Source organism: Selenomonas sp. AE3005 (genome assembly GCF_000686945.1).
In the GTDB taxonomy this organism is placed as follows: Bacteria; Bacillota; Negativicutes; order Selenomonadales; family Selenomonadaceae; genus Selenomonas_A.
Genome location: NZ_JMME01000017.1, coordinates 1 through 20,773, shown reverse-complemented (window position 1 = coordinate 20,773; position 20,773 = coordinate 1). Strand labels below are relative to the sequence as shown.

Here is a 20,773-nt window from a genome sequence, read left to right as displayed (position 1 = left end):
AATGAAAGATGTTCAAGAAACATTGGCCAAAAGCTATCACCGCCTGCCTGCTGGCAGGTGCGCTGAGTATGGGAACAGCGCTTGCTGCCAATACGGATGAGGTGCGTGTAATTCCCTATCCTGCTGGATTGAATACCAAGACGGAAGGCGCATCTTCGGCACCAACAGAGATAAATCATGCCGATTCTCCTTACTTCAAGCATTTGGATATCTATGAAATGAAAACCATTATTGGCCGTCGCATTGTACTGGCGCATTATCCGACCTATCAACAGACTAGAGAATATACCTGTGGACCAGCAGCTGCCCTTACCGTGCTTTACTGGTATGGCAATAAGGATTATGACGAAATGTCCTTGACAAAAGCGATGAAAACACAGGGTTATCCCATTGGTACAAGTTTGAAAAATATGGTGAACTTTTTCCAGAATATAGGCTGGAACGTAAAATGCGGTTTGAACACAGATAAAATCAGCCGCTTTGAAGATTTTAGGATTTTTCTGATGGAACCACTATCACATGGTCGTCCTGTTTTGGTGGAAAATGTGGAGTGGGGTGGTCATTGGCGTGTGATTATCGGCTATGACAATATGGGGACGGAATCGCCTTTGGATGACATGCTCATCTTTGTTGACCCTTACGATACCTGTGACCATTATCAGGATGGCTATACTGTAGGAAATGCCGAAAAATTCTTCTCCATGTGGTTTGACCATTCCATGCTCCCCGAAAAAGAACGCTATCAGCCATGGATTATTGCTTATCCGAAATAATGCGAGTCTGGCAAATTTTCATATGCAAATATCTTACTGTCTATAGCAGATGGCAAAGCCATAAAAATGTGAGGGGGATATAGTTATGGGTACAGGGAGGTAGATTATCTGTTGTGATATAGGCAGCAGGTAAATCCCGATTCTTCAAGAATATTACAAGGAAGAAAGTTGTTGCTGGTCCGTAATTTCAGAAAGGATAGTATTATATGAAAGGCGCTTGGCTAAAGGCAATTCTACTATTGCCCTTTAATGTAACAGTCATAATACCGGCCCTGCTGTTATGGTATACAGGTTATCAGTGGTCCATGCCGGCTGGGGCGCAGCTCGTTTTAGGCATTATATTTTTCTGTGGGGGATTTGGCTTGTTTATCAAGACCACATTGCTTTTTCATAATGTGGGCAAAGGGACACTTTCGCCGTGGGCACCGCCTGAACGGCTCGTCATACAGGGGCCGTACAAAAGAGTGCGCAATCCCATGATATTAGGAATACTGTTTATCCTGTTATCCGAGGCGTTGCTTTTTAGCAGCTGCTGTATTTTTATATATGCGCTTATCTTTTTCGTTATTAACTGTGTGTACTTTAAGACGGTAGAAGAAAAGAGGCTGCTGGAACGTTTTGGCCAGGATTACAGGGCGTACAGGGATAGTGTTCCGATGTGGCTGCCTGATTTTCGTGGCAAGCGCCAGGGAAAATAAAGAGCAGCTTATGCAAGCTGGGGAGGTGCTAAATGGTGGCAGCTGAGGATATAGATTCTTTTTTTGCCAAACAGGAACTGCGTCCGGAATTGCTTACAGCGGCGGGCGCTTTTCGTGAGCAATATCCATGGCAGGGACAGCGGCAGGTCAATAAGCCGCGCTTTCCGTATTTTGGCCGGGATATTCTGGCCAAGGCTGTAGCTGCGCTGCTGGCAGGAGCGAACTTGCTGCTGGTCGGGCCTAAGGCTGTGGGTAAAAATATTTTGGCGGATAATCTAGCCTGGCTGCTCGGCAGGCCGGCCTGGAATGTGTCCTTTCATATCGATGTGGACGCGGCGTACCTGATTGGTATGGATACCTTTCGGGAAGGCGCAGTATGTTTTCGACCGGGCCCGGTATATGAGTGTGTAACAGCCGGCGGAATCTGCATTTTGGACGAAATAAATATGGCCAGAAATGAGGCGCTGGCGGTACTGCATTCCCTGCTTGACCATAGACGGCAGCTGGAAGTGCCGGGATATGACCGGCTGTGCTTACACCCTGCGGCCCGCATTATCGGGACGATGAATTATGGCTACGAGGGAACACGCGAACTTAATGAGGCCCTGTTGTCCCGGTTTGTGGTGCTTAACCTGCCTGTGCCAGGGGCGCAGGAGCTGCGGGAACTTTTGACCTATGAATTTGCAGATTTGCGTACAGAGGCCGCCGACACCTTAGCCGCCTTGTTCCTTGACTTGCGTACAAAATATGAGGCCAGGGAAATATCAGGCCGGGCTGTAGACCTGCGCGGCCTGCTGGACGCCGTGCGGCTTGTCCGTCAGGGACTCACGGCAGAAGAGGCTTTGTCTATGGGGTTGACGGGAAAGTGTTTTGATGTTCAGGAACGGGCATTGGTGAAGGATTTGCTGGCCCTGCGTGTTCCTCCTGACTGGGGGAGAAAAGACCTGTTTGTGGAGTGAGTCAGTATGACATACGAAAGCCTGCACATTCAAAGGCAGAAACGGGCATTGAATATTGTATGGGCGGCTGCTGGCCAGTATGACTTTTGGCCGGATTTTTTAGCCTACCAACAAAACGGGGAGCCGGATATATATTTAAATTCCATTGTCGGTCTGGTATGCCGTCACTATGACAGGGAAAAGCTGACAGCCTATCTGCATGGAAAACTGGATAAATCTCTCTTTGGTGAACTGTTTACAGAGCTCTTTTGGCTGGGGCTGGAAAATGCGGCCTATGAACGGGAATTGCCTTGCCGGCCAGTGCTGAGAGAATTACGCTGCCGCCATGCCCGGCAATTTTTGACAGAATCAGCGTCGGTTGATATTTCCCTGCAGCAGCTAATGCTCAGGCAGGAACTGGTGCATACCTTGAAATCTGCCAGATGCCGGGAGATTTTAGCGCAGCCGGCAGGCTTACTGAATCCTTGGGAAAAGGGGCTTTACCAGGCACTGGTTTTTACAGGCAGCCTGTCTACAGAAGAACTGATTGCGGCTATGGAAGAAATTATCCGGAAGTTTTTCTGCGGTCATTGGTATAATAAGCCACGGACTGTAATTCATTTTTATGGCAATTCCTGGCTGCTGAAACTGCTGAAAAAGTTTTGGCCACAGGGGAACGAGGCACCAGAGCATTGGCAGCGGCTGTTGGTGAATGAGGCGGCCGCCAACGGGACTGACATGTCAAAAGCCTTTTTGGTCGGCAGAAAGGTAATCAAGGGCGACAAGGAACTGACGGAGCGTTATGGTAAGCCGCTTTTTTCCCAGGAACGCCGGGCAGAAATTGCGTTTCGTTATTGCCAGGGATTTCATCGGCAGGTGGGGCTGTGGTTTACTGGTGAGCCAGGCGAGGTTTGTCAGGAAAACAGGGATTATTATTGCCGGCACAAGGCGTGCTTTGCTACTGAATTGCGTGCTTTAGCCAGGCGTCTGCAGAATGCTTTGCTCTTGTGTCGTCGGCCAGTGAAATTGCCGGCACGCAGCGGCAGGCTGGCTGTAGACAGGTTATGGCGTGGCGTAATCCTGCATGATACTCGGGTATTCGCGGCCGTGGAACCTGTCCTGCAGGGAGATTTTTCCGTTATGCTGCTGTTGGACGGTTCGGCCTCCCGGGAAGGACGACAGGGGATTATAGCCAGTCAGGCATATCTGCTGGCGGAGGCTTTGGGACAAGTGGGGATATCATTGGCTGTGGTATCTTTTTTTAGTCAGGATGGCTGTACGGTGATGCACCGATTAAAGGACTTTGGGGAAAAGTCGGCGCAAGGGATTTTTGCTTACAAGACACAGGGCTGGAACAGGGACGGCCTGGCCTTGCGTGCACTGCCGGAATTATGGCAGCCTGCAGGTGGCAAAAGACTGCTGTTTATTTTGAGTGACGCTGACCCCAGCGATGAAAATGCTATTCCGGGCCAAGGTCTGAGACCCCAGAAAAATTATGGGGGAGAACCAGCCTGGAATGATACCAGGGACGCCGTAAAAGAACTTCGCCAACAGGGCATACAAGTGGCAGCGCTTATAAACAGCGTCCTGGCTACGCCGTTAGTCACAGCACCGGCGCAAAGAATTTATGGTGCGGATTACGTTATCCTGCAGTCGCTGTCTGACATGGCACAAAAAGTTGGGGATATGTTGGAGAAAAAAATATACCACCTTAGTGGTAGTTCGTAAAGAATAGTATACTTTCGGATTATTTTATTTTACATCAGCTAATCGTATAATAATCCATGTCACTTGGGGAAGTGATTATATACACACAATACCTTCAACAGTGGGGAAGCTTTGCAGGTAAAGGAAATTATGATAAAAACGCAGGTTTAACAACCTGCGTTTTTGCGTATAACGAATCTTTTACTGTCTGGCTTACTGGAGCAGCATGCTGTTCAGGGCGTCACTGATGGCGATGAGAACGACCAGCACAGCCACACCGCCCAGCAGGTATTCGGCACAGCCTAACAAATTTTTGGCCTGCCAGTGGTTTTTTACATTGGCCCAAACGATTTCCAGTGTAATGAATAAGGCGATAAAGCAAATAATATTTACTACGTAGCGTAAGATTTCCATATAGATGAACAACTCCCCTCTAACAGTAATAGTGAATGATGGCTGTTGATTTGTCAAGATGTGGATTTTAAAGGAATAGCGAATGTTTGTGGCGAATGCTTAAACATTCAATATTGTTTTATGTACATAGCAGGAGAAGATGATGAAAAAAACAAAAGTTATGATAGAAGGTGCCATGGACATGGAAACGGAGCTGCTTATAGCCTCGCTGGAGCAGCCACGGGAATATCTGTTTGGCACGTGGCGTTTTGTCGAAGGAATGTATAAGAATGTACCGCTGGTCGTGGCAGTAACTTCCATCGGTGCGGCAAATGCTGCAGCCGCTACGGTTTTAGGCATAGAGCATTTTAAACCTGCTGCGGTAATCAGTCAGGGAACGGCCGGCGGACATGACCCGGAATTGCAGGCTTTTGATATTGTGCTGGGCAAACAATCCTTTGACGCCAGTTCTTATCGTACGGCCAAGGAAGATAAAACAGACTGGCGGAACATGGAGCTGATGGGCGGGTATGCCTATGACCAGCATACGAAGGCTTTTTATCCGCAGGAGGTTTATTGTCCCGGTGATGAGGGGCTGTTGGCGGCAGCACATAAAACCGCCGTGTCTTATACCCGTGGCAGCGTAGTTGATGGCTGTATTGCCAGCTGCAACAGCTGGACGCGGCAAAAGGAACGGCTGTTGTATTTCCATGAAAACTTTGGTTCGTCATGTGAGGAAATGGAAGTGCATGCCGCCGCGATGATTTGCCGGCAATATGCTGTTCCCTTTTTAGGAATCCGTATCATAGCGAATACGGAATTCAGTGACGCAGAGTTCCAGCCTGAGGCTGCCCATGTGTGCCAGAATTTCGTACTGAACGTGGTGCAGAATATTATATAATATAAAAGAAATGCCTTGGGGAGCAGCCCCAGGGCATTTTTAGTAGATATGATATTCTTTCACTTTTCTCGTCAGCCCTTTATTTATAAGGAACTCTGATTCTTATTTTCCTTCTGTGACCACGTTTTGACCGCAAATAAATGCTTTTTCGAGCATGACCGCAACATCACCGGCAGATTCCTCGTACATATGGGAATATACCGATAGGGTAACACTGGCATTGGCGTGCCCCAGACGCCGGCTTATGGTGGTCACGGGAACATTGTTATGGATGAGGTAGCTGGCATGGGAATGCCGCAGGTCATGAACGTGGATGGGCGGCACACCTGCTTTTATGGCGTAGCGTTTCAAATAGTCACGATATACTTTTTGTGAGTATGTGAAAATCCGCTCAGGCGGCTCCATAAAGTGGTTTATATAGTCCTGCACCTCTTTCATCAGGGCGGGCGGCATAGACACCACACGGACACTGTACGGCGTTTTGGGCGTGGTTACCTTACCCGTGGACATCATAACGCTTTTGCTGATATTGATGGTGCCGGCTGTAAAATCGAAATCAGCAGGGGAGAGCGCCAGCAGCTCCCCAATACGCATTCCGCTGTAAAAAAGCAGTAAGTAGGCAAGTTTCAGCTCCGGCTTGTCTACCTGAGCAATGACCTTGGAAAATTCTTCCAAGGACCCAAAAGCCTGCCGCTTTTGCCTTTTGCCAATGGTGTCCACGGCCTTGGTGGGGTTCTTGGCAAGGTCATAATATTTCACGGCGTAGTTAAAGACCGCATTCAGCTGAATATTTATCTGCCGCAATGTGCTGGGGGCATAGGGCCGGCTGTTTTACGCCTGCTTTTGCAGCAGGTCATTTTGCCACTGCCGGATATCCAGCTTGCTTATCTCATTGACTGGACGTCGGCCGAAAGCCGTGCGGATATGAGAATTGATGATTTTTTCCGTTCCCCTGTATGTGCTGGCTTTTAGATTAACCTTCCTATCCTTCAGATAGGCGTCACACAGGGCATTCATGGTCAGCTTGGCAGTATCACCGGATTGTGCCTTGAATTCAGTTTCGTACTGTAGTGCGGCCTTCTTGGTCTTAAAGCCCCACTTTGTGGTCTCGTGCTTCTCTCCGGTATAGTCGGTATAGCGGAAACGGCAGTACCATATGCCTCGGGCTTCGTCTTTATACGCAGGCATACTATCACCGGCCTTTCGTAAAAGTGTAGTCAAAAGGCCCAGCTGGTGGTATACTGTAATCAGAGAGTGCAGTAACACCTACGGGGGCCTAGCGCGGGAGCCGTCTTCTGTTGGTAGCAGGGGGCGGCTTTTTGTATTTAGATGTAAAAAAATAAGGCACATATCCTCGGATGAGAATACGCGCCGTCTAAAACCGTTCGGTTTTCGTTGTAGCTATATAATATCTCATCTTGTGGCTGTTGTCAATATTGTTCAGTTGAAATACAATAAAATAATTTTCCGACAATAATTATAGGCCTCTGTAATTGAAGGGTTACGTGAGTAATAGTTTGAATGGCGCCGCATTCTTTTGAAAAATAGGTTACGCAACTTTTCTCTGGCCTTGGTGTGGAGGCCTTCACTGGTTACTAGCGACTTATGAGCCATTAATAAGACAGTAAAATCTTGTGTAAATTGCTTTCTAATGTAGCGACGTCGGTAAGAGGTGGTCATCCAAGGAAAAGCAATAGATGCCTTTGTTAAGGCCACTTTGTTGATTTTGCCTTCGCGGTTTAAGTGGCAAATTAAGCAATTGCTATGTGCAGAGGCATTTCTCAAATTACGAACGTTGTCCAACAATTTTCCTGAAAACGGAGCAGGTCTGTCTGGGTATATAGAGTAGTACAACTTGTATAAGCTGATGAGTTCTCCAAAGGAGATTACCTCCATAAGCACCCAGAGGGGGAGATGGTCTCTATTATTGAAATAGAAATCGTGGCAGTAGCTGTCCTGCATCTTACGGTCTGCCTCGTCCAAAAAATCTGGATGGTATTGCAAAAATTTATCCACAATATGGTAACCATCTTCATCCGGATTTGCCAGGGCATCGTTAATCAAGAATGTTTTTATGGAATGCTCGATGTCAAGGCACAAGTCAAGAATCAAGTAACGAAGATGCATGTCGATTGTTGATAGGTCAACCAAGTGGGCAAAATCCAAACGAACATATTTCCCTTGGTTTGGCCCTGCCGGGTGTTGGGTATAGTTTTTTCTGTATGCAGAAACTTTTGTGAGATAGTTATGCTCTGACAGGAAGTGCTTTGCCGCATCTTCCGTATAGGATTGGAAAGTTATCCCTTTTGCTTTTAGATGTTCTATTTGTTCATCGAGCGTCAGTAGTCTTCCACCTGACATATAATCACGTCCTTTGTTTTACGGATTGCACCGCTTGCACGGTACATACCCCGCGGCAATGGCATCATCACGGGTGCTGAACTCCACGAACCTTTCCGGATGCTTTATCGTGGAGCAGTTGGAGTAGTGGAACTTCATCGACTTCGGGTTGCCGAGGTAGTCAGATGCCAAGGCAGGGGTAGCTATTGATACACAGACAGCGGCCAGCGTGGCCAAAGCTATTTTCTTGAACATGGGAATCCTTCCTTTTTTATTGCAAGCTACTAGATTTTCTATATACAGCTCGCTATAATGGTGATAAAGGGGGATGGTTATCATGTTAGTAATGCACTATTTGTCATGCGCCATCACATTTTTGTTAGTCTTTTATCTGTTGTGGGTACTTGTTGATATTCCGCTGAAACGTTTTTGTAAGGGCTTGTTAAAGCCTGTCTATAGAAATCTTATCGGGATAACAGTATCACTTGTCATTCTGATAAATTTCTTCACCATTTCGTCGCCGTATAAATGATGGTGGTTAGAGGTCTTTGTTGGAAGCCTGTAGTTCCTGGATACCTTGTTTAGGAACTGGCAGTTTTTCTTCAAGGACCTTTTTAGTTAGCTCCATTTCCTTTAGATGGTTATCATTATATTCCTTGTAAGCATCCATCGCGTAGCCAATAACCCCTTTGGTTTCCCAATGAACTGGACCGACGTCAAGCGTTCCGCCAACGAAAAAGTGAAGAAGTGCAAGAACAAAAACCATATTCTTCTTTTTTCCTACCCATTCGATAGGACCTGGCGAATTAACACTAGCTTTAAAGATAACATCATCCATGTCTACGGATAATTCTGGGTGCGCATTATTGAATATCTCAGCTACGCCATAGATGCTGTTCATTAAAACGCGTAGTTCAGAGTTCTTGATAGGCTCATGAGTAGTAACGTTAAATATGAGATGAGTCTCTTCATCATTACCATAGAAATCAAACAATGTTCTGTTTATAAAATTGCTGCATTTATTTGCACTCGAAATTGAATGGTGCGTATTGATTAGGCTGTATAAATAAGGATCAAGGTCTACACGGGCAACCTTCTTTATCCATTTAATATTACGGCGTTTTCGAAAAGGACATTCACCTTCTTGAATTTTATCAGTGGGGTGAATGTAAGCGTCAGACGTAATAATACCAAAAGAAATCTCTCGAGACCTACTGTTGGGAATGAGGACAATATCATTCTTCTTCATTGTGCCAACGAAGGTTTGCATTTGCGCTGCAGCGACACCAGGACGTTTTTCCTTTTCATAGTGTTCTTTTACTTTATTTTTTAGTTGTCTTCGTGTAAGAGCTATTATGTCATCGAGATTAGTAAAATCATTCCAGTTTATCGCAATATAGGCCTTATCTTTGAACTCGCGATAATATTTCTCGCCTGCTGTTCGAACAAACCAGTAGTTGCGAGGGAGGTCTTCATTAGAAAAAAGAGATAATTGCATTGATTTTACATATCCTTTCTTTACAGCCACCCATCGGGGTGGTTTATATTTATGGTCACTTTTTGCAATAAAATGGTATAATATAGGTGATGATATTGCAGAAAGTGAGGGAGAATAATGTACAAGCTTATAATCCATATTGTCATAGTAGCTATGGCTGCAGCTACAATTATAAGAATGTCGGTAAATCCTTGGAAAACTGCAGCTTATTTGATGATATTACTTGCTTTTTGGGATGTTTTGAAGAATTACATACGCCAGTACAATAAGAAGTGAATTTAACTGGTCGATACTGGTTCTCGCGGGCTCATCAACGAAAGGTGAGACTAAATCTAAAGATTGTGCTAACCCAAACAGATATTGGGGCAAATCAGATATTTTAACAATAGCTGTATCTTTAATCTTCAACAACAGGTTTTGAATGTATTGCTCAATAGAAGTTTTTTCATTCAATTCAACAGACAAAATGGTATCAATCTGTTGATAAGAATCCGGCTGTTCAGTGTGAAGATATTCTAAAGCAGGGAGCAGTGTTGATACATTTGATAGTGCAGGAGGCATTATAACGGCTGGGATGAAATGTTCTAATTGGAGAATTGTATTTTGAATCTTCATCAGCTCGGGGATTCTGGAAATATGTGCCAGCGTTCTTTTGTATTCAGTCATTGCTGCAATCATGGACATATATGGTTGTTGGCACATTGCAACAGCCTCAATATCGGGGCGAAATGCCTCGGCTGTTATAGCCTGCGCCTGCGTAAGCTGAGCTGTAATCGCAGCAGTTTGCATAGCCAGTGAAGCGCAGGGTATCTGAATGGCGTTCTGAAATGCCTTTAGTGCCAGCGGATTGTAGATGCGCTGAATAGTTTCCGCCATTTCGAAAATTGGGTACGTATTTGTTGATAACCGTATATGATCCTGAATGGTAGCCAATAATATCCGCTTCTTTCTCTAGCCGTCCATCCGGGCGGATTTTTGTTATTCCCATTTAATTCTATATGGAACTGCTCCATCAAGCGGTAGTCGATGTCGTGGAGGTAGTAGCGCTCGATGCGGCTGAGGCAATTCGATTTTATGCCGGCGGCTTGGTAGGAGATGCGGCAGGTATCGTGGATGGTGTTGGTTATTCAAAATGCTCGTTATCGATAATTGCTTTGTGGTAAGGCTCCATAACTGCTTCGAATTTTTCTTCATAGCTCATACTGGAGGGGAATCCTTCAATCATTTGATTTAATACTTCGATATCCTTGCTCGTGCCATATCTCTTGTAAATCGTGACCAATTCCTCAAAGGCTTCCTTTGCATCGGCTTCGTCGCGGGGCGGAAAAGAAACGCTCCTATCCAAAAAGTGATAAATCATTTCAATGGTTGACTGAAGGTGATTCCTGTAAGTGCGTCGTGCAGGATAGCCATTAACCACATACATCCCCTTATTGATTATGTCCTTAAGCTCCGGGTATCCGGCAGATGATTTGAGCGCGTCCTCACGTTCAGCCCGCCGAAATGTCTCGTATTCTTCAGCGTCTCCGTTGAACTGAGGCGGGATGTATTCGTCATAAAGGTCATACTTCTGCAGGAATTCCACTATTGACAGGTCATAGTGCTCGCACAGTTTGCCAAGCAGGAACTCACTGACCTCTTCATCCCCGGATTCGTATTTCAGAATTAGAGCCTCGGGGATTTTGGTGTTAAGGGAAACAACGTCAGTGGTTTCCCCGCGTTCCACGCGCTCGGACTTGAGTGCCGCACCTAATTCCATGTGCATCGTGTCATCGCCAACTAAATAATTGAGAGTACAGCCCAGAGTGTTTGCAATGCTCTGGGCTTTTGTTATATCCAATTTGGTGGTCTTACCATTTAGAAAGTCTGAAACCGAAGATGGGGACATACCAGACGCCTCAGCTAGGTCTTTTCGTTTAAGGTTTTTCATGTCTAAACATATTTTTATTTTTTCACTAGGTGTCATTATTATCGCCTTCTTTCATGGCTACATTATAACATTTCTACGGTTTCCCGTAAATATCAAGTGGGTATTTTCGTATTTATTCGAGAATAGGGGTTGATATTATACGGAACTCGTATTATATTATAGCCATGGATAACGAAGCTCGTATTACAACGGGAAATCGGTCCGAAATTCGTAAGTAGGTAATCAAAAATGTTTCCAAATCTAAAGGCAGAGATGGCCCGTTACGGTCTTAGCTACGCTCAGGTAGCTGCGGCGGTTGGTCGTAATCCGGCATGGCTGGATGCCAAGCTGAGAGGTAAGGGCAATATCTCAATTCAAGAAGCGCTCATCATCCACGACAAATTCTTCCCGGATATGGATTACGGATATTTGTTCGCGGGAGAACCGGTAAACAGCGTTGGGGCAGTAAAGGAGGCAACTGCATGAGTAATTCATTAGTCGAAGTCAGCAACAATCAGATTGTAACGGACAGCCGTCGGGTAGCGGAAGTGTTTGGGAAAGAGCACAAAAATGTGCTTCGTTCTATAAGCGAAATTTTAGTAGCTCAAAAATCAGCCACTAAATTTTTCTACGAGACGGAGCACGAATACCGGGGGCAGAAGTTCCCTATGTATCTTATGAACCGAGACGGATTTTCTTTGCTGGTTATGGGCTTCAATGGCAAGAAGGCGCTCGAATGGAAGGTCAAGTACATTGAAGCCTTCAACGAGATGGAAAAACAGCTCACAGTGCCCAAGCTTGCTCCCAATCCGCATTATCGGACGCGCCTTATCAAAACTGCGGTTAAGGATATCGGCGGTACGGCGGACGCAATAGCAGAGGTGTTCGGCGTCAAAAAGGGTATGGCAACGGCGGCCTTGAAGATGGTCGGCGAGGCTTACGGCATTGATACCGAGCCCCTGCAAACTTTACTCCCGGCAGAGGCAACGCCCGGCTTGCTGACACCAACCGGCATAGCCAAGGCGCTGGGGATAGTGAACGGCAAGGGCACGCCTGACCCGGCTGCGGTCAATTGCAAGTTGACGGAATGTGATTAACTGGCACGAGAGTGTGTTGGAAGCGATGAAGTGAGGGAGGAATTCTTATGACGAAGACTTTGGAAATTGATTTTTGTGAGTATCTGTCCTGTGTTACCGATGATGGTGAGATAAAGTCCGGTTTTGAGAAGCAGGCGGAAGCGTTCATCAGGGAGACTACTGAGGCAGTAAATGATTTCATTGGCAAAGCGGTGACCATTGCTCACCACGGGATGAACGTTGGAAATGGTGACTTTAGAGTGTGTTTTGACTTATCCAACGAAGAAAACTTAGTCGCTATGCACATTATCTCCGCAGGGCATGGAGTAGCAACCTTTAACTTCTCGATGGACGATTCACTGTTACTGATAAGCCAATATGAACTTGTATCCATTGAAACGAAGTGAGAGAGGAAAGGCGATGGACATTGACCTGTTGAAGCGGACGATGAAATACCATGGCTGGACGAATGAGAAACTGGCCAAGGCTATGGGGATTCATCGGGATACGTTGCAACGAAAAATGCGTGGGGCGGTTCGCTTTACGGTAGATGACTTATGTGTAATGCGTGAAGTCATTCCGTTGGCAGATGAGGAGTTACTACAGATTTTTTTCAAGTAAAAAGTCAGGGTGCTGCAACACTCTGACTTAGGGATAAAAATTTGCTTTACTTCCGTTTGTGGCTTGACGGGCGCTGGCTTAAGGCACTGGCAGCAGCAGTTTTGGATGCTTTGCTGGTACGACCGTCACGCAAGACCTTAGAGGCGGCACTTGCGGCGCGTGCAGAAGTAACTTTTTTAGAATTATCTGCCATGTATTTCATCTCCTTTCTTATTGTTCCTAGATAATGATACTACATATTGGTGGAGATGTCAAATAACAACTATATGTTGTATGTCAAAAAGGCGATGGCGAGTGAACGACTCGTTCATAAATTATGAAATAAGGAGGTGGTCAGCATGTTCAAAAGCACAGTTCTGCTTAGCATAACAGATGTAATGACGGTCACCGGCTATAAGCGAGCCCGGGCGGGCAGTATTGTGGCCAAGGTCAACGCCTACACCGAAAAGCAGGGGTTCATAACTCCCCGACGCGGGTGCTGTTACCTGAAAGCATTTGCCAAGCTGACCGGGCTTAGCAAGCCGGAGATTTTGGAGGCATTAAACAGGGAGGAAGTTACACTATGAAGGATTTTTGGGAACAAGTCGAAGAGGCGCGGGCTCACAAACGTGGCATTGAGTCAGCCTTGAAAAAGTTTCTTGCGAGTACCGCCATTATCGGGGCCGCAGTAATTTGCGCTGGCTTTTACGACGGCGACCAGGTAAGAGTGGAAACCGTCTACACGGTACAGCCTGGAGATACGCTTTGGAGTATTTCCGAGGAGTACCTGCAGAAAAATACTGGCGGGCGGCGCTATATTCTTGAGTTCAAAGAAGGGATTAAGGAGCTGAATCCGTGGCTGGTTGACAGCAAGGAACAGGTTCATCCCGGTGACAAGGTAACCATCAGTTACTGGATAAAGAAATCGGAGGTTGAGAGTAGATGATTCCCGGATGTAAACCCGGTCGCGGATGCTTAACCTGCGAATTGCCGCCGGACGCATGTAATCACTTGGGGCGAAAAGTATTTAATGAGGAGCGTCAGATGATACTGGCGGTAGGACGAGAGACGATGGAACACGGCCGTCCGAAAAAGAACAAAATAAAAGACCGCAGCAGGTAGGACTGCTACGGTCAGAAAAACCAGGCAAGTAGGTTTTTATAGGCCTATTTTATCACATTGATAGGGAGGTTATCAAATAAATGAATAATGTCAATAAAAGCCTATGTCTGTGTTTTTGCAGGCATAGGCTTTTATTGTTATATACTTGTTTCGTGACCACGTTTTGACCACAAAATGTTCAAAAAGCGATTTTTTGACCTTTTGTCAACCATCAAAAAACCGCATAAAATAAGGCTTCATGAGGTGTAATTGTTTGGGCTAAATAGTACCGTTAATATATATGATATTCTTTCCACGGTATCTGGTCTAAGCGTATGGTTTTCAGAAATTCCACAATATCCTTACGGCCGTAATAGTGAGGGGTGCCGTTGTTATCCTGACTCATGAGGATTATGGGCATATTGGGGAAGAACTGAGCCAGCTCATGGCGCGTCTGCACCATTCTGGCAGTATACATTGTAACAGATTGCTTAACGGATATAATCGCAAAGGTAACCCCTTGCTCGATAATCACTGCGCCATGTATAGTCACTGCAAAACACCTCGCGTTCTTCTTTGTCATTATTTTAACATCAGTGCCTGCATGGGAGCAAGGTTTTATGTTATACTAAAGGATAATCGTTTGGCGTTAGGAAGGAACTTTTTTATGGAATCAGCAAGTAATATAGATTTTGCCCATCTTCATGTGCATACGGAATTCAGTCTGCTGGATGGCGCTGCCCGTATCAAGGATTTGGTGGGGCGGGCCAAAGAACTGGGCATGAAACACCTGGCTATTACTGACCATGGTGTAATGTACGGTACGATTGACTTCTATAAAGAGTGTCAGAAACAGGGGATAAAACCCATTATTGGCTGTGAGGTTTACCTGGCTCCCGGCCCGCGTCAGGAACGGCAGGAAGTCAACCATGTCAAGTATTATCATTTGATTTTGCTGGCAGAAAATCAGACAGGCTATAAAAATCTTGTGCAGCTGGTGTCTCTGGCTAATATTGAGGGTATGTATTATAAGCCGCGTGTTGATAAGGAAATTCTGCGTAAATATCATGAGGGTATTATCTGCTTGTCGGCCTGTATTGCTGGTGATGTGCCACAGGCTTTGATTCAAAACAATAAGGAAAAGGCTGACCGGCTTGTACAGGAATACATAGATATTTTCGGCAAGGAGAATTACTTTCTCGAAATCCAGAATCACGGCCTGCCGGAAGAACGAACAGCCAATGAGGGCTTGATTGAGCTGGCACAGAAGTACGGCATTGGCCTTGTTGCCACCAACGATAGCCACTATGTACGCCGTGAGGACAGCGAGTTCCATGATATTCTGCTCTGTATTCAAATGGGCAAGACGGTGGATGATCCCCAGCGTATGCGGTTTAACAGCGATGATTATTATCTAAAGTCCCCGGCGGAAATGGCGGCACTTTTTACGGATACGCCGGAGGCTATCAGCAATACCGTAAAGATAGCCGAGCGCTGTCAGGTTGATTTTGAGTTTGGTCATATTCAGCTGCCTTACTATCCGATACCTGAGGCCTATAAAGATGATGAGGCTTATTTGCGCGCTTTGTGTGAACAGGCACTGCCTGACCGTTATCCGGAAATTACGGCGGAGATAAGGGAACGTCTGGACTATGAGCTGTCCATTATTCATCGTATGGGCTATGACAGTTATTTCCTGATTGTCTGGGATTTTATCAATCATTCCCGGGAGCAGGGGATTTCCGTAGGGCCAGGGCGTGGTTCGGCTGCCGGCAGTATCGTGGCCTATCTGCTCGGCATTACCAATCTTGACCCCTTGCAGTATGATTTGCTCTTTGAGCGTTTTTTGAATCCGGAACGTGTCACCATGCCGGATATTGATATCGACTTCTGCTATATACGCCGGGAAGAAGTCATCGATTACGTTAAGGAACGTTATGGTTATGACCATGTAGCGCAGATTGTTACCTTTGGTACCATGGCGGCCAAGGGTGCAGTGCGCGATGTGGGACGGGCGCTTAATATGCCTTATGCGCAGGTAGATGGCATATCAAAGCTGATTCCCAATGAACTTAAAATGACGCTTGATAAGGCGTTGAAAAGTTCCAAGGACTTCCGTGACCTCTACGATGGTTCGCCGGAGGTAAAGCGGCTTATTGACCTGGCCCGCAAGGTTGAGGGGCTGCCGCGTCACTCATCTACCCATGCCGCTGGCGTCGTTATTGCGAAAAAGGCGCTGACGGAATATCTGCCTGTATCGGTATCGGAAGGTACGCTGGTTACGGAATTTGACAAGGACCATGTGGAGGAACTTGGCCTGCTCAAAATGGACTTTTTGGGGCTGCGTACGCTCACAGTTATCAGTGATACGCTCGATAATATCAAACGTACACGGGGCGAAGTGGTGGATATCAATAAGATTCCCCTGGAAGATGAACTCACGGCCAAAATGCTCTGTGAGGGCCGCACGGGGGCTGTGTTCCAGATGGAATCTTCGGGCATGACGGCCTTGGTGAAGGACCTTGCACCGCGGAACTTTGCTGACCTCATTCCGACAGTGGCTTTGTACCGTCCAGGCCCCTTGGGCAGCGGCATGGTGGAGGACTTCATCGCCGGCCGTCATGGACGCAAGGAAGTTACCTATATGCACCCGCTGCTGGAACCTATCCTTAAAGAAACGTTTGGTGTGGTGCTCTATCAAGAGCAGGTTATGCAGATTGTGCAGGTGCTGGCCGGGTTCTCGCTGGGACAAGCTGACCTGTTGCGTCGTGCCATGGGTAAGAAAAAGCATGAAATCCTGATGGCGCAGAAGGAAAACTTCCTGAAAGGCTGTGCGGCCAACAATATCGAGGCGGAGCTGGCCAATACAATTTTTGACTTGTTGACGCATTTTGCCGATTACGGTTTTAATAAGTCCCATAGTGCGGCGTATGCGTTGGTGGCTTGGCAGACAGCTTACCTGAAAGCTCATTATCCGGCAGAATATATGGCAGCAATGCTGACCAGTATTATGGATAACTCTACAAAAGTACCAGCGTATATTGAACTGGCGCGCCGTATGGGCATTAAAATCCTGCCGCCCGATATCAACGCCAGCTTGACGAATTTCAGTGTAGACAAAGGGGCTATTCGTTTCGGACTGGCGGCGGTACGTAATGTCGGTGATGCAGCCATTGAGGAAATCATGGCTGCACGCAAGGACAAGGGCGCCTTTACGTCGCTGATGGATTTTTGTACCTCTTTGGATATGGGGACAGTTAACAAACGTGTTACGGAAAGCCTCATAAAATGTGGTGCTTTTGACTCACTGGGGAACAAGCGCAGCCAGCTGCTGAAGGTGCTTGACAAAGTGGTAGGTGAGGCGCAGCGGCGGCGGCGTGATAGTGCCAATGGTCAGCTGGGACTGTTTGATATGACTGCCATTGCAGATGCGACGGAGATAAAACTGCCGGATATACCAGAGGCCGACATGAAGGACCGTCTGAGCTGGGAAAAGGAAACAACAGGGTTCTATATTACCGGACATCCGCTGGACCAGTTCCAGGCAACACTGGGAAATTTACCCCGGCTGGAGGTTTTGCTGTCCGGCGGTGTAAAGGATAAGCAGCTGGTACGTATCGGTGGTCTTATTACTGAATGCAAGCGAATTACAACCAAAAAAGGGGAAACTATGTGCTTCGTCACGCTGGAGGATTACACCGACAGGATTGAGGTTACGGTTTTCCCACGGACGTTCTATCAGCATATCAATCTGCTGGTGCCGGATATGGCAGTCGTCATGCAGGGCAAGGTGGATGTGCAGGACGATGGTGTAAAGCTGCTGGCTGATAAAATCTGGTCGGTGCTTGATTATGCGCCGGAGTATTATCTGATGATACCGGCAGGCGATAATGAGGAACTGCTGGGGAAAGTCAAGGACATTATAACAAAGCATCCCGGCCATAATCCTGTGTTTATCTATCAGGGGCGCTGGCAAAAGCTCGGGGAGCAATACTGGCTGGATAACGCCCCGGAAACACTGACGCTGCTGGAAGAGGTTCTGGGAGCCAAAGGCGTAAAAAAGCGATAGAATGCACAGGAGAGTTAGGTTGAAGGTGCTGAACTTTTATGGTGGCGCAGGTATTGACAAGAGCACTATCGCCGCAGATGAGACTCCTCTGATGAAGATTGTGAGGGATGACAATGGCTGAACGCCTTATCCTCCATATTGATATGGACTGCTTTTTTGCAGCGGTGGAGCAAAGGGACAATCCGGAACTGCGTGGGAAACCCGTCATAGTTGGTGGGCTGTCCTCTAGGGGCGTGGTGTCAACAGCATCATATGAGGCCAGAAAATACGGGGTACATTCGGCCATGCCCATGGCTTTGGCAAAGCGGAAGTGTCCGCAGGGAATATTTCTGACTGGCAATTATCCGCAATACAAGGCAGTATCGGCACAAATTTTTGAGATTATGAGCCGATTTTCTCCCTTGGTAGAGCCGCTTTCTATTGATGAAGGCTTTTTGGATATCACGGGGATGGAGCGGTTTATTAAGGGGAATCCAAGAAACTATGGCATGAAGTTAAAGCAGGCCGTCCTGAAAGAAACGGGACTGATAGCCTCAGTGGGGATTGCGCCCAACAAGTTCCTGGCAAAGCTGGCATCAGATTTGGAAAAACCTGATGGGCTGGTTATAATCAGGCAGGAGGATATTCAACGCATTCTTTGGCCATTGCCCATAGCGAGAATCTGGGGCGTTGGCAAGAAAACAGAAGAAAGGCTGGCTGCATTTGGGTACAGGTACATAGGAGATATTGCCAGGGCCGGAAAGGATGTACTGCAAAAGCAGGTAGGGGAAAGGCTGGCACGGCATCTTGTGGAACTGGCAAATGGCAAGGATGACCGTCCTGTGGAGCCAGTACGGGATGCACAATCTATTGGCAAAGAAACCACCTTTGAGGAAAATTTGCAATCCCGGCAGGAGGTGGAACAACATCTTCTTTACTTGTCCGCCCAAGTCGGCTGGAGGTTGCGCCGTAGTGGCAAGAATGCCCATACTGTGCAGATAAAAATAAGGCTGGGAGATTTTTCCACCTATACACGCCAGAAAACTCTTTCAGATGCGATTTGCTATGATGAGGACATCTTTAAGGAGGCAAAAGCCCTCTTTCGGGCATTTTCCCTTCCTTACGGCAGCGGTATACGTCTGCTGGGGGTAAGTTGTAGTGGTTTTGATGCGCCTAGCGAGATTTCTCTGTTTGAGATGGAAAACAAACAAAAGAAGGAACGTCTTTACACAGCGATTGACAAAATTAAGGCAAGGTTTGGGGAAGATAAGATTGCCCATTTAGGAGAATCAAGGGTGTTGAAAAAGATAAACGCTTCACTTGATGGGAGTGAAGCGCGGCATTGAGGAGTCTATCCCGGATTTTGTGTAAACCTCCCCAGTGATGTAAAATAGGAGCATCATTTGGGGAGGTTTTATCATGAGCAGAAAAACACGCAGTCCAGAAGAACAAGCTCGCAGAGCAAAGATTCGGGAGTTGTTGCAGGCAAGCAACATTGGCAGTATGGAGGACATCCAGAACTTGTTCAGGGAAACCATTGCCGAATTTATGGAAAACGGCCTTGAAACCGAGATGGATGAATCTCTGGGCTATGGTAAGTACGACTATAAGAACAAAGATACCGACAATAGCCGCAATGGGCATAGCAAAAAGAACCTTCGCACCAGCTTTGGTGAAGTTGAAGTCTCTGTCCCTAGAGACCGCAAGGGAGAGTTCGACCCGCAACTCATCAAAAAGAACCAGACCAGCATAAGTCAGGATATTGAGGAGAAGATCTTCTCCATGTATGCCAAAGGCATGACTACCAGTGATATTGAATCCCACGTTCGAGACATATATGGTATCGAGGTGTCAGACACCACCATTAGCCGCATCACAGACAAAATACTGCCGATTGCCAGAGAGTGGCAGCAACGTCCACTGGAAAGCCTTTATGCCGTAGTGTTTATGGATGCCATTCATTACCATGTTCGCAGTGAGGGGCAAATTGTCAAGAAAGCCGTATATATCGCCATTGGCATTGACATGGACGGACACAAAGATGTACTGGGGATGTGGGTAGGCGAGAACGAAAGTGCCAAATTCTGGGCCAACATCCTGAACAGTCTCAGGAACCGTGGTGTAGAAGACATCCTCATTGCCTGCACGGACAACCTGACGGGCTTCTCAGCAGCCATAGAGGCGGTTTTCCCACAGACAGATATACAAAACTGCATTATCCACCAATTGCGAAATTCCAGCAAATATGTCAGCTACAAAGACCTCAAGGCACTTATGGCTGATTTGAAAGAGGTTTACGCAGCGGTAGATGAGCCATCTGCCCTGGCTGCATTGGAGCGATTTTCGGAGCGTTGGGATAAGAAATATCCCAAGATTTCCCAATCCTGGCAGGATAACTGGGCTAATTTGAGCACCTACTTTAAATTTCCCAAAGAGCTAAGAAAGTTGATTTACACCACTAATACTATTGAAGGCTTTAACCGCCAACTACGGAAAGTGACAAAAGCCAAATCTGTATTCCCGACAGATGACAGCTTGCTGAAGATGCTTTATCTGGCCATGATGGATATTACAAGGAAATGGACAGGACGCCGCCAAGACTGGAGCCTTATCCATGCCCAGCTTGCCATTTATTTCGACGGGAGAATTCCGGAATAAAAAATGCCTGCACTACCAAGAATCTCTTGGTGTGCAGACAAAGGATTTCTATACTTCGATATAGAAAGAAAAAAAATACTATACCTGTTTTACATTGCTACAGGGAGTTTACACAGAATTTGGGACAGCCTCG

Annotated in this window: 24 protein-coding genes; 14 read left to right on the top strand and 10 right to left on the bottom strand. The window is 46.6% G+C overall.

The genetic code is table 11. The features are described 5' to 3' along the window. Positions 1–8: 8 nt before the first annotated feature. The 4 genes from DL94_RS0110440 (at position 9) to DL94_RS0110425 (ending at position 4,137) form a co-directional block, all read left to right on the top strand. A complete protein-coding gene (locus DL94_RS0110440; RefSeq protein ID WP_051586417.1) occupies positions 9–773 on the top strand; it encodes a C39 family peptidase in 765 nt (254 codons plus the stop codon). Positions 774–979: 206 nt separating this feature from the next. Then, positions 980–1,471: a methyltransferase family protein gene (locus DL94_RS0110435; protein WP_028130101.1), complete on the top strand. Its 492-nt coding sequence runs from the start codon at positions 980–982 to the stop codon at positions 1,469–1,471. A 32-nt stretch (positions 1,472–1,503) separates the two neighbouring features. Next, entirely contained in the window at positions 1,504–2,430 is a 927-nt protein-coding gene (locus tag DL94_RS0110430) for an AAA family ATPase (RefSeq protein ID WP_051586416.1), read from the top strand. Between the two features lie 6 nt (positions 2,431–2,436). After that, positions 2,437–4,137, top strand: a complete 1,701-nt coding sequence (locus tag DL94_RS0110425; protein ID WP_028130099.1) for a hypothetical protein — start codon at positions 2,437–2,439, stop codon at positions 4,135–4,137. A gap of 192 nt (positions 4,138–4,329) precedes the next feature. Here the strand turns inward: DL94_RS0110425 and DL94_RS0110420 are convergent, their stop codons facing one another. Next, positions 4,330–4,530 (bottom strand): hypothetical protein, encoded by a 201-nt coding sequence (locus DL94_RS0110420; protein ID WP_028130098.1) that lies wholly within the window; start codon positions 4,528–4,530, stop codon positions 4,330–4,332. A 139-nt stretch (positions 4,531–4,669) separates the two neighbouring features. On the opposite strand from DL94_RS0110420, the gene mtnN reads away from it, so the two are divergent. Next, the gene (mtnN, locus tag DL94_RS0110415) at positions 4,670–5,410 is read left to right on the top strand and encodes a 5'-methylthioadenosine/S-adenosylhomocysteine nucleosidase (RefSeq protein ID WP_028130097.1); all 741 of its coding nucleotides are present in this window, start codon (positions 4,670–4,672) and stop codon (positions 5,408–5,410) included. A gap of 102 nt (positions 5,411–5,512) precedes the next feature. Here the strand turns inward: mtnN and DL94_RS15875 are convergent, their stop codons facing one another. The 7 genes from DL94_RS15875 to DL94_RS0110385 form a co-directional block, all read right to left on the bottom strand. Then, entirely contained in the window at positions 5,513–6,214 is a 702-nt protein-coding gene (locus tag DL94_RS15875) for a site-specific integrase (RefSeq protein WP_051586414.1), read from the bottom strand. Between the two features lie 27 nt (positions 6,215–6,241). Further along, positions 6,242–6,598 carry a tyrosine-type recombinase/integrase gene (locus DL94_RS15870; protein WP_051586413.1) on the bottom strand — a complete coding sequence of 119 codons (357 nt, stop codon included), beginning with the start codon at positions 6,596–6,598 and terminating at the stop codon, positions 6,242–6,244. Positions 6,599–6,850: 252 nt separating this feature from the next. After that, positions 6,851–7,771, bottom strand: a complete 921-nt coding sequence (locus DL94_RS0110405) for an Abi family protein (protein WP_028130096.1) — start codon at positions 7,769–7,771, stop codon at positions 6,851–6,853. Between the two features lie 18 nt (positions 7,772–7,789). Beyond that, on the bottom strand, positions 7,790–8,005 hold the full coding sequence (locus DL94_RS0110400; protein ID WP_028130095.1) for an Ada metal-binding domain-containing protein: 216 nt from the start codon (positions 8,003–8,005) through the stop codon (positions 7,790–7,792). 283 nt (positions 8,006–8,288) lie between these two features. Then, on the bottom strand, positions 8,289–9,248 hold the full coding sequence (locus DL94_RS0110395; protein WP_028130094.1) for a restriction endonuclease: 960 nt from the start codon (positions 9,246–9,248) through the stop codon (positions 8,289–8,291). Positions 9,249–9,467: 219 nt separating this feature from the next. Continuing rightward, positions 9,468–10,181 carry a hypothetical protein gene (locus DL94_RS0110390; protein WP_028130093.1) on the bottom strand — a complete coding sequence of 238 codons (714 nt, stop codon included), beginning with the start codon at positions 10,179–10,181 and terminating at the stop codon, positions 9,468–9,470. A gap of 190 nt (positions 10,182–10,371) precedes the next feature. Further along, positions 10,372–11,214 (bottom strand): helix-turn-helix transcriptional regulator, encoded by an 843-nt coding sequence (locus tag DL94_RS0110385; RefSeq protein ID WP_028130092.1) that lies wholly within the window; start codon positions 11,212–11,214, stop codon positions 10,372–10,374. Between the two features lie 192 nt (positions 11,215–11,406). Here DL94_RS0110385 and DL94_RS14685 point away from each other — a divergent pair, with 192 nt between their 5' ends. The 4 genes from DL94_RS14685 to DL94_RS0110365 are packed head-to-tail and all read left to right on the top strand — an operon-like array spanning position 11,407 to position 12,854. Then, positions 11,407–11,643: a helix-turn-helix domain-containing protein gene (locus tag DL94_RS14685; protein ID WP_051586412.1), complete on the top strand. Its 237-nt coding sequence runs from the start codon at positions 11,407–11,409 to the stop codon at positions 11,641–11,643. Next, entirely contained in the window at positions 11,640–12,254 is a 615-nt protein-coding gene (locus DL94_RS15665; RefSeq protein WP_072023113.1) for a Rha family transcriptional regulator, read from the top strand. The genes DL94_RS14685 and DL94_RS15665 overlap by 4 nt, the downstream gene beginning before the upstream one ends. A gap of 47 nt (positions 12,255–12,301) precedes the next feature. After that, positions 12,302–12,640, top strand: a complete 339-nt coding sequence (locus DL94_RS0110370; protein ID WP_028130091.1) for a hypothetical protein — start codon at positions 12,302–12,304, stop codon at positions 12,638–12,640. A gap of 13 nt (positions 12,641–12,653) precedes the next feature. Continuing rightward, a complete protein-coding gene (locus DL94_RS0110365; RefSeq protein WP_028130090.1) occupies positions 12,654–12,854 on the top strand; it encodes a helix-turn-helix domain-containing protein in 201 nt (66 codons plus the stop codon). A gap of 46 nt (positions 12,855–12,900) precedes the next feature. Here the strand turns inward: DL94_RS0110365 and DL94_RS16320 are convergent, their stop codons facing one another. Further along, complete coding sequence (locus tag DL94_RS16320) at positions 12,901–13,047, bottom strand: hypothetical protein (protein ID WP_173440063.1); 147 nt, start codon at positions 13,045–13,047, stop codon at positions 12,901–12,903. 145 nt (positions 13,048–13,192) lie between these two features. Between DL94_RS16320 and DL94_RS0110355 the strand changes: the two genes are divergently transcribed. Next, the gene (locus tag DL94_RS0110355) at positions 13,193–13,420 is read left to right on the top strand and encodes a hypothetical protein (protein ID WP_028130089.1); all 228 of its coding nucleotides are present in this window, start codon (positions 13,193–13,195) and stop codon (positions 13,418–13,420) included. Beyond that, positions 13,417–13,779, top strand: coding sequence for a LysM peptidoglycan-binding domain-containing protein (locus tag DL94_RS0110350; RefSeq protein ID WP_081798802.1), 363 nt, complete (start codon positions 13,417–13,419; stop codon positions 13,777–13,779). Before DL94_RS0110355 ends, DL94_RS0110350 begins: the two co-directional genes overlap by 4 nt. A gap of 447 nt (positions 13,780–14,226) precedes the next feature. Here DL94_RS0110350 and DL94_RS0110345 read toward each other — a convergent pair whose 3' ends face one another. Beyond that, a complete protein-coding gene (locus tag DL94_RS0110345) occupies positions 14,227–14,487 on the bottom strand; it encodes a hypothetical protein (protein ID WP_028130087.1) in 261 nt (86 codons plus the stop codon). Positions 14,488–14,601: 114 nt separating this feature from the next. Between DL94_RS0110345 and DL94_RS0110340 the strand changes: the two genes are divergently transcribed. The 3 genes from DL94_RS0110340 to DL94_RS0110325 all read left to right on the top strand — a co-directional run bounded on the left by DL94_RS0110340 (position 14,602) and on the right by DL94_RS0110325 (position 20,640). After that, positions 14,602–18,003 (top strand): DNA polymerase III subunit alpha, encoded by a 3,402-nt coding sequence (locus DL94_RS0110340; RefSeq protein WP_231464647.1) that lies wholly within the window; start codon positions 14,602–14,604, stop codon positions 18,001–18,003. A gap of 113 nt (positions 18,004–18,116) precedes the next feature. After that, entirely contained in the window at positions 18,117–19,328 is a 1,212-nt protein-coding gene (locus DL94_RS0110330; protein WP_369793724.1) for a DNA polymerase IV, read from the top strand. Between the two features lie 73 nt (positions 19,329–19,401). Continuing rightward, positions 19,402–20,640, top strand: a complete 1,239-nt coding sequence (locus tag DL94_RS0110325; protein WP_028128767.1) for an IS256 family transposase — start codon at positions 19,402–19,404, stop codon at positions 20,638–20,640. Positions 20,641–20,773: the final 133 nt, after the last annotated feature.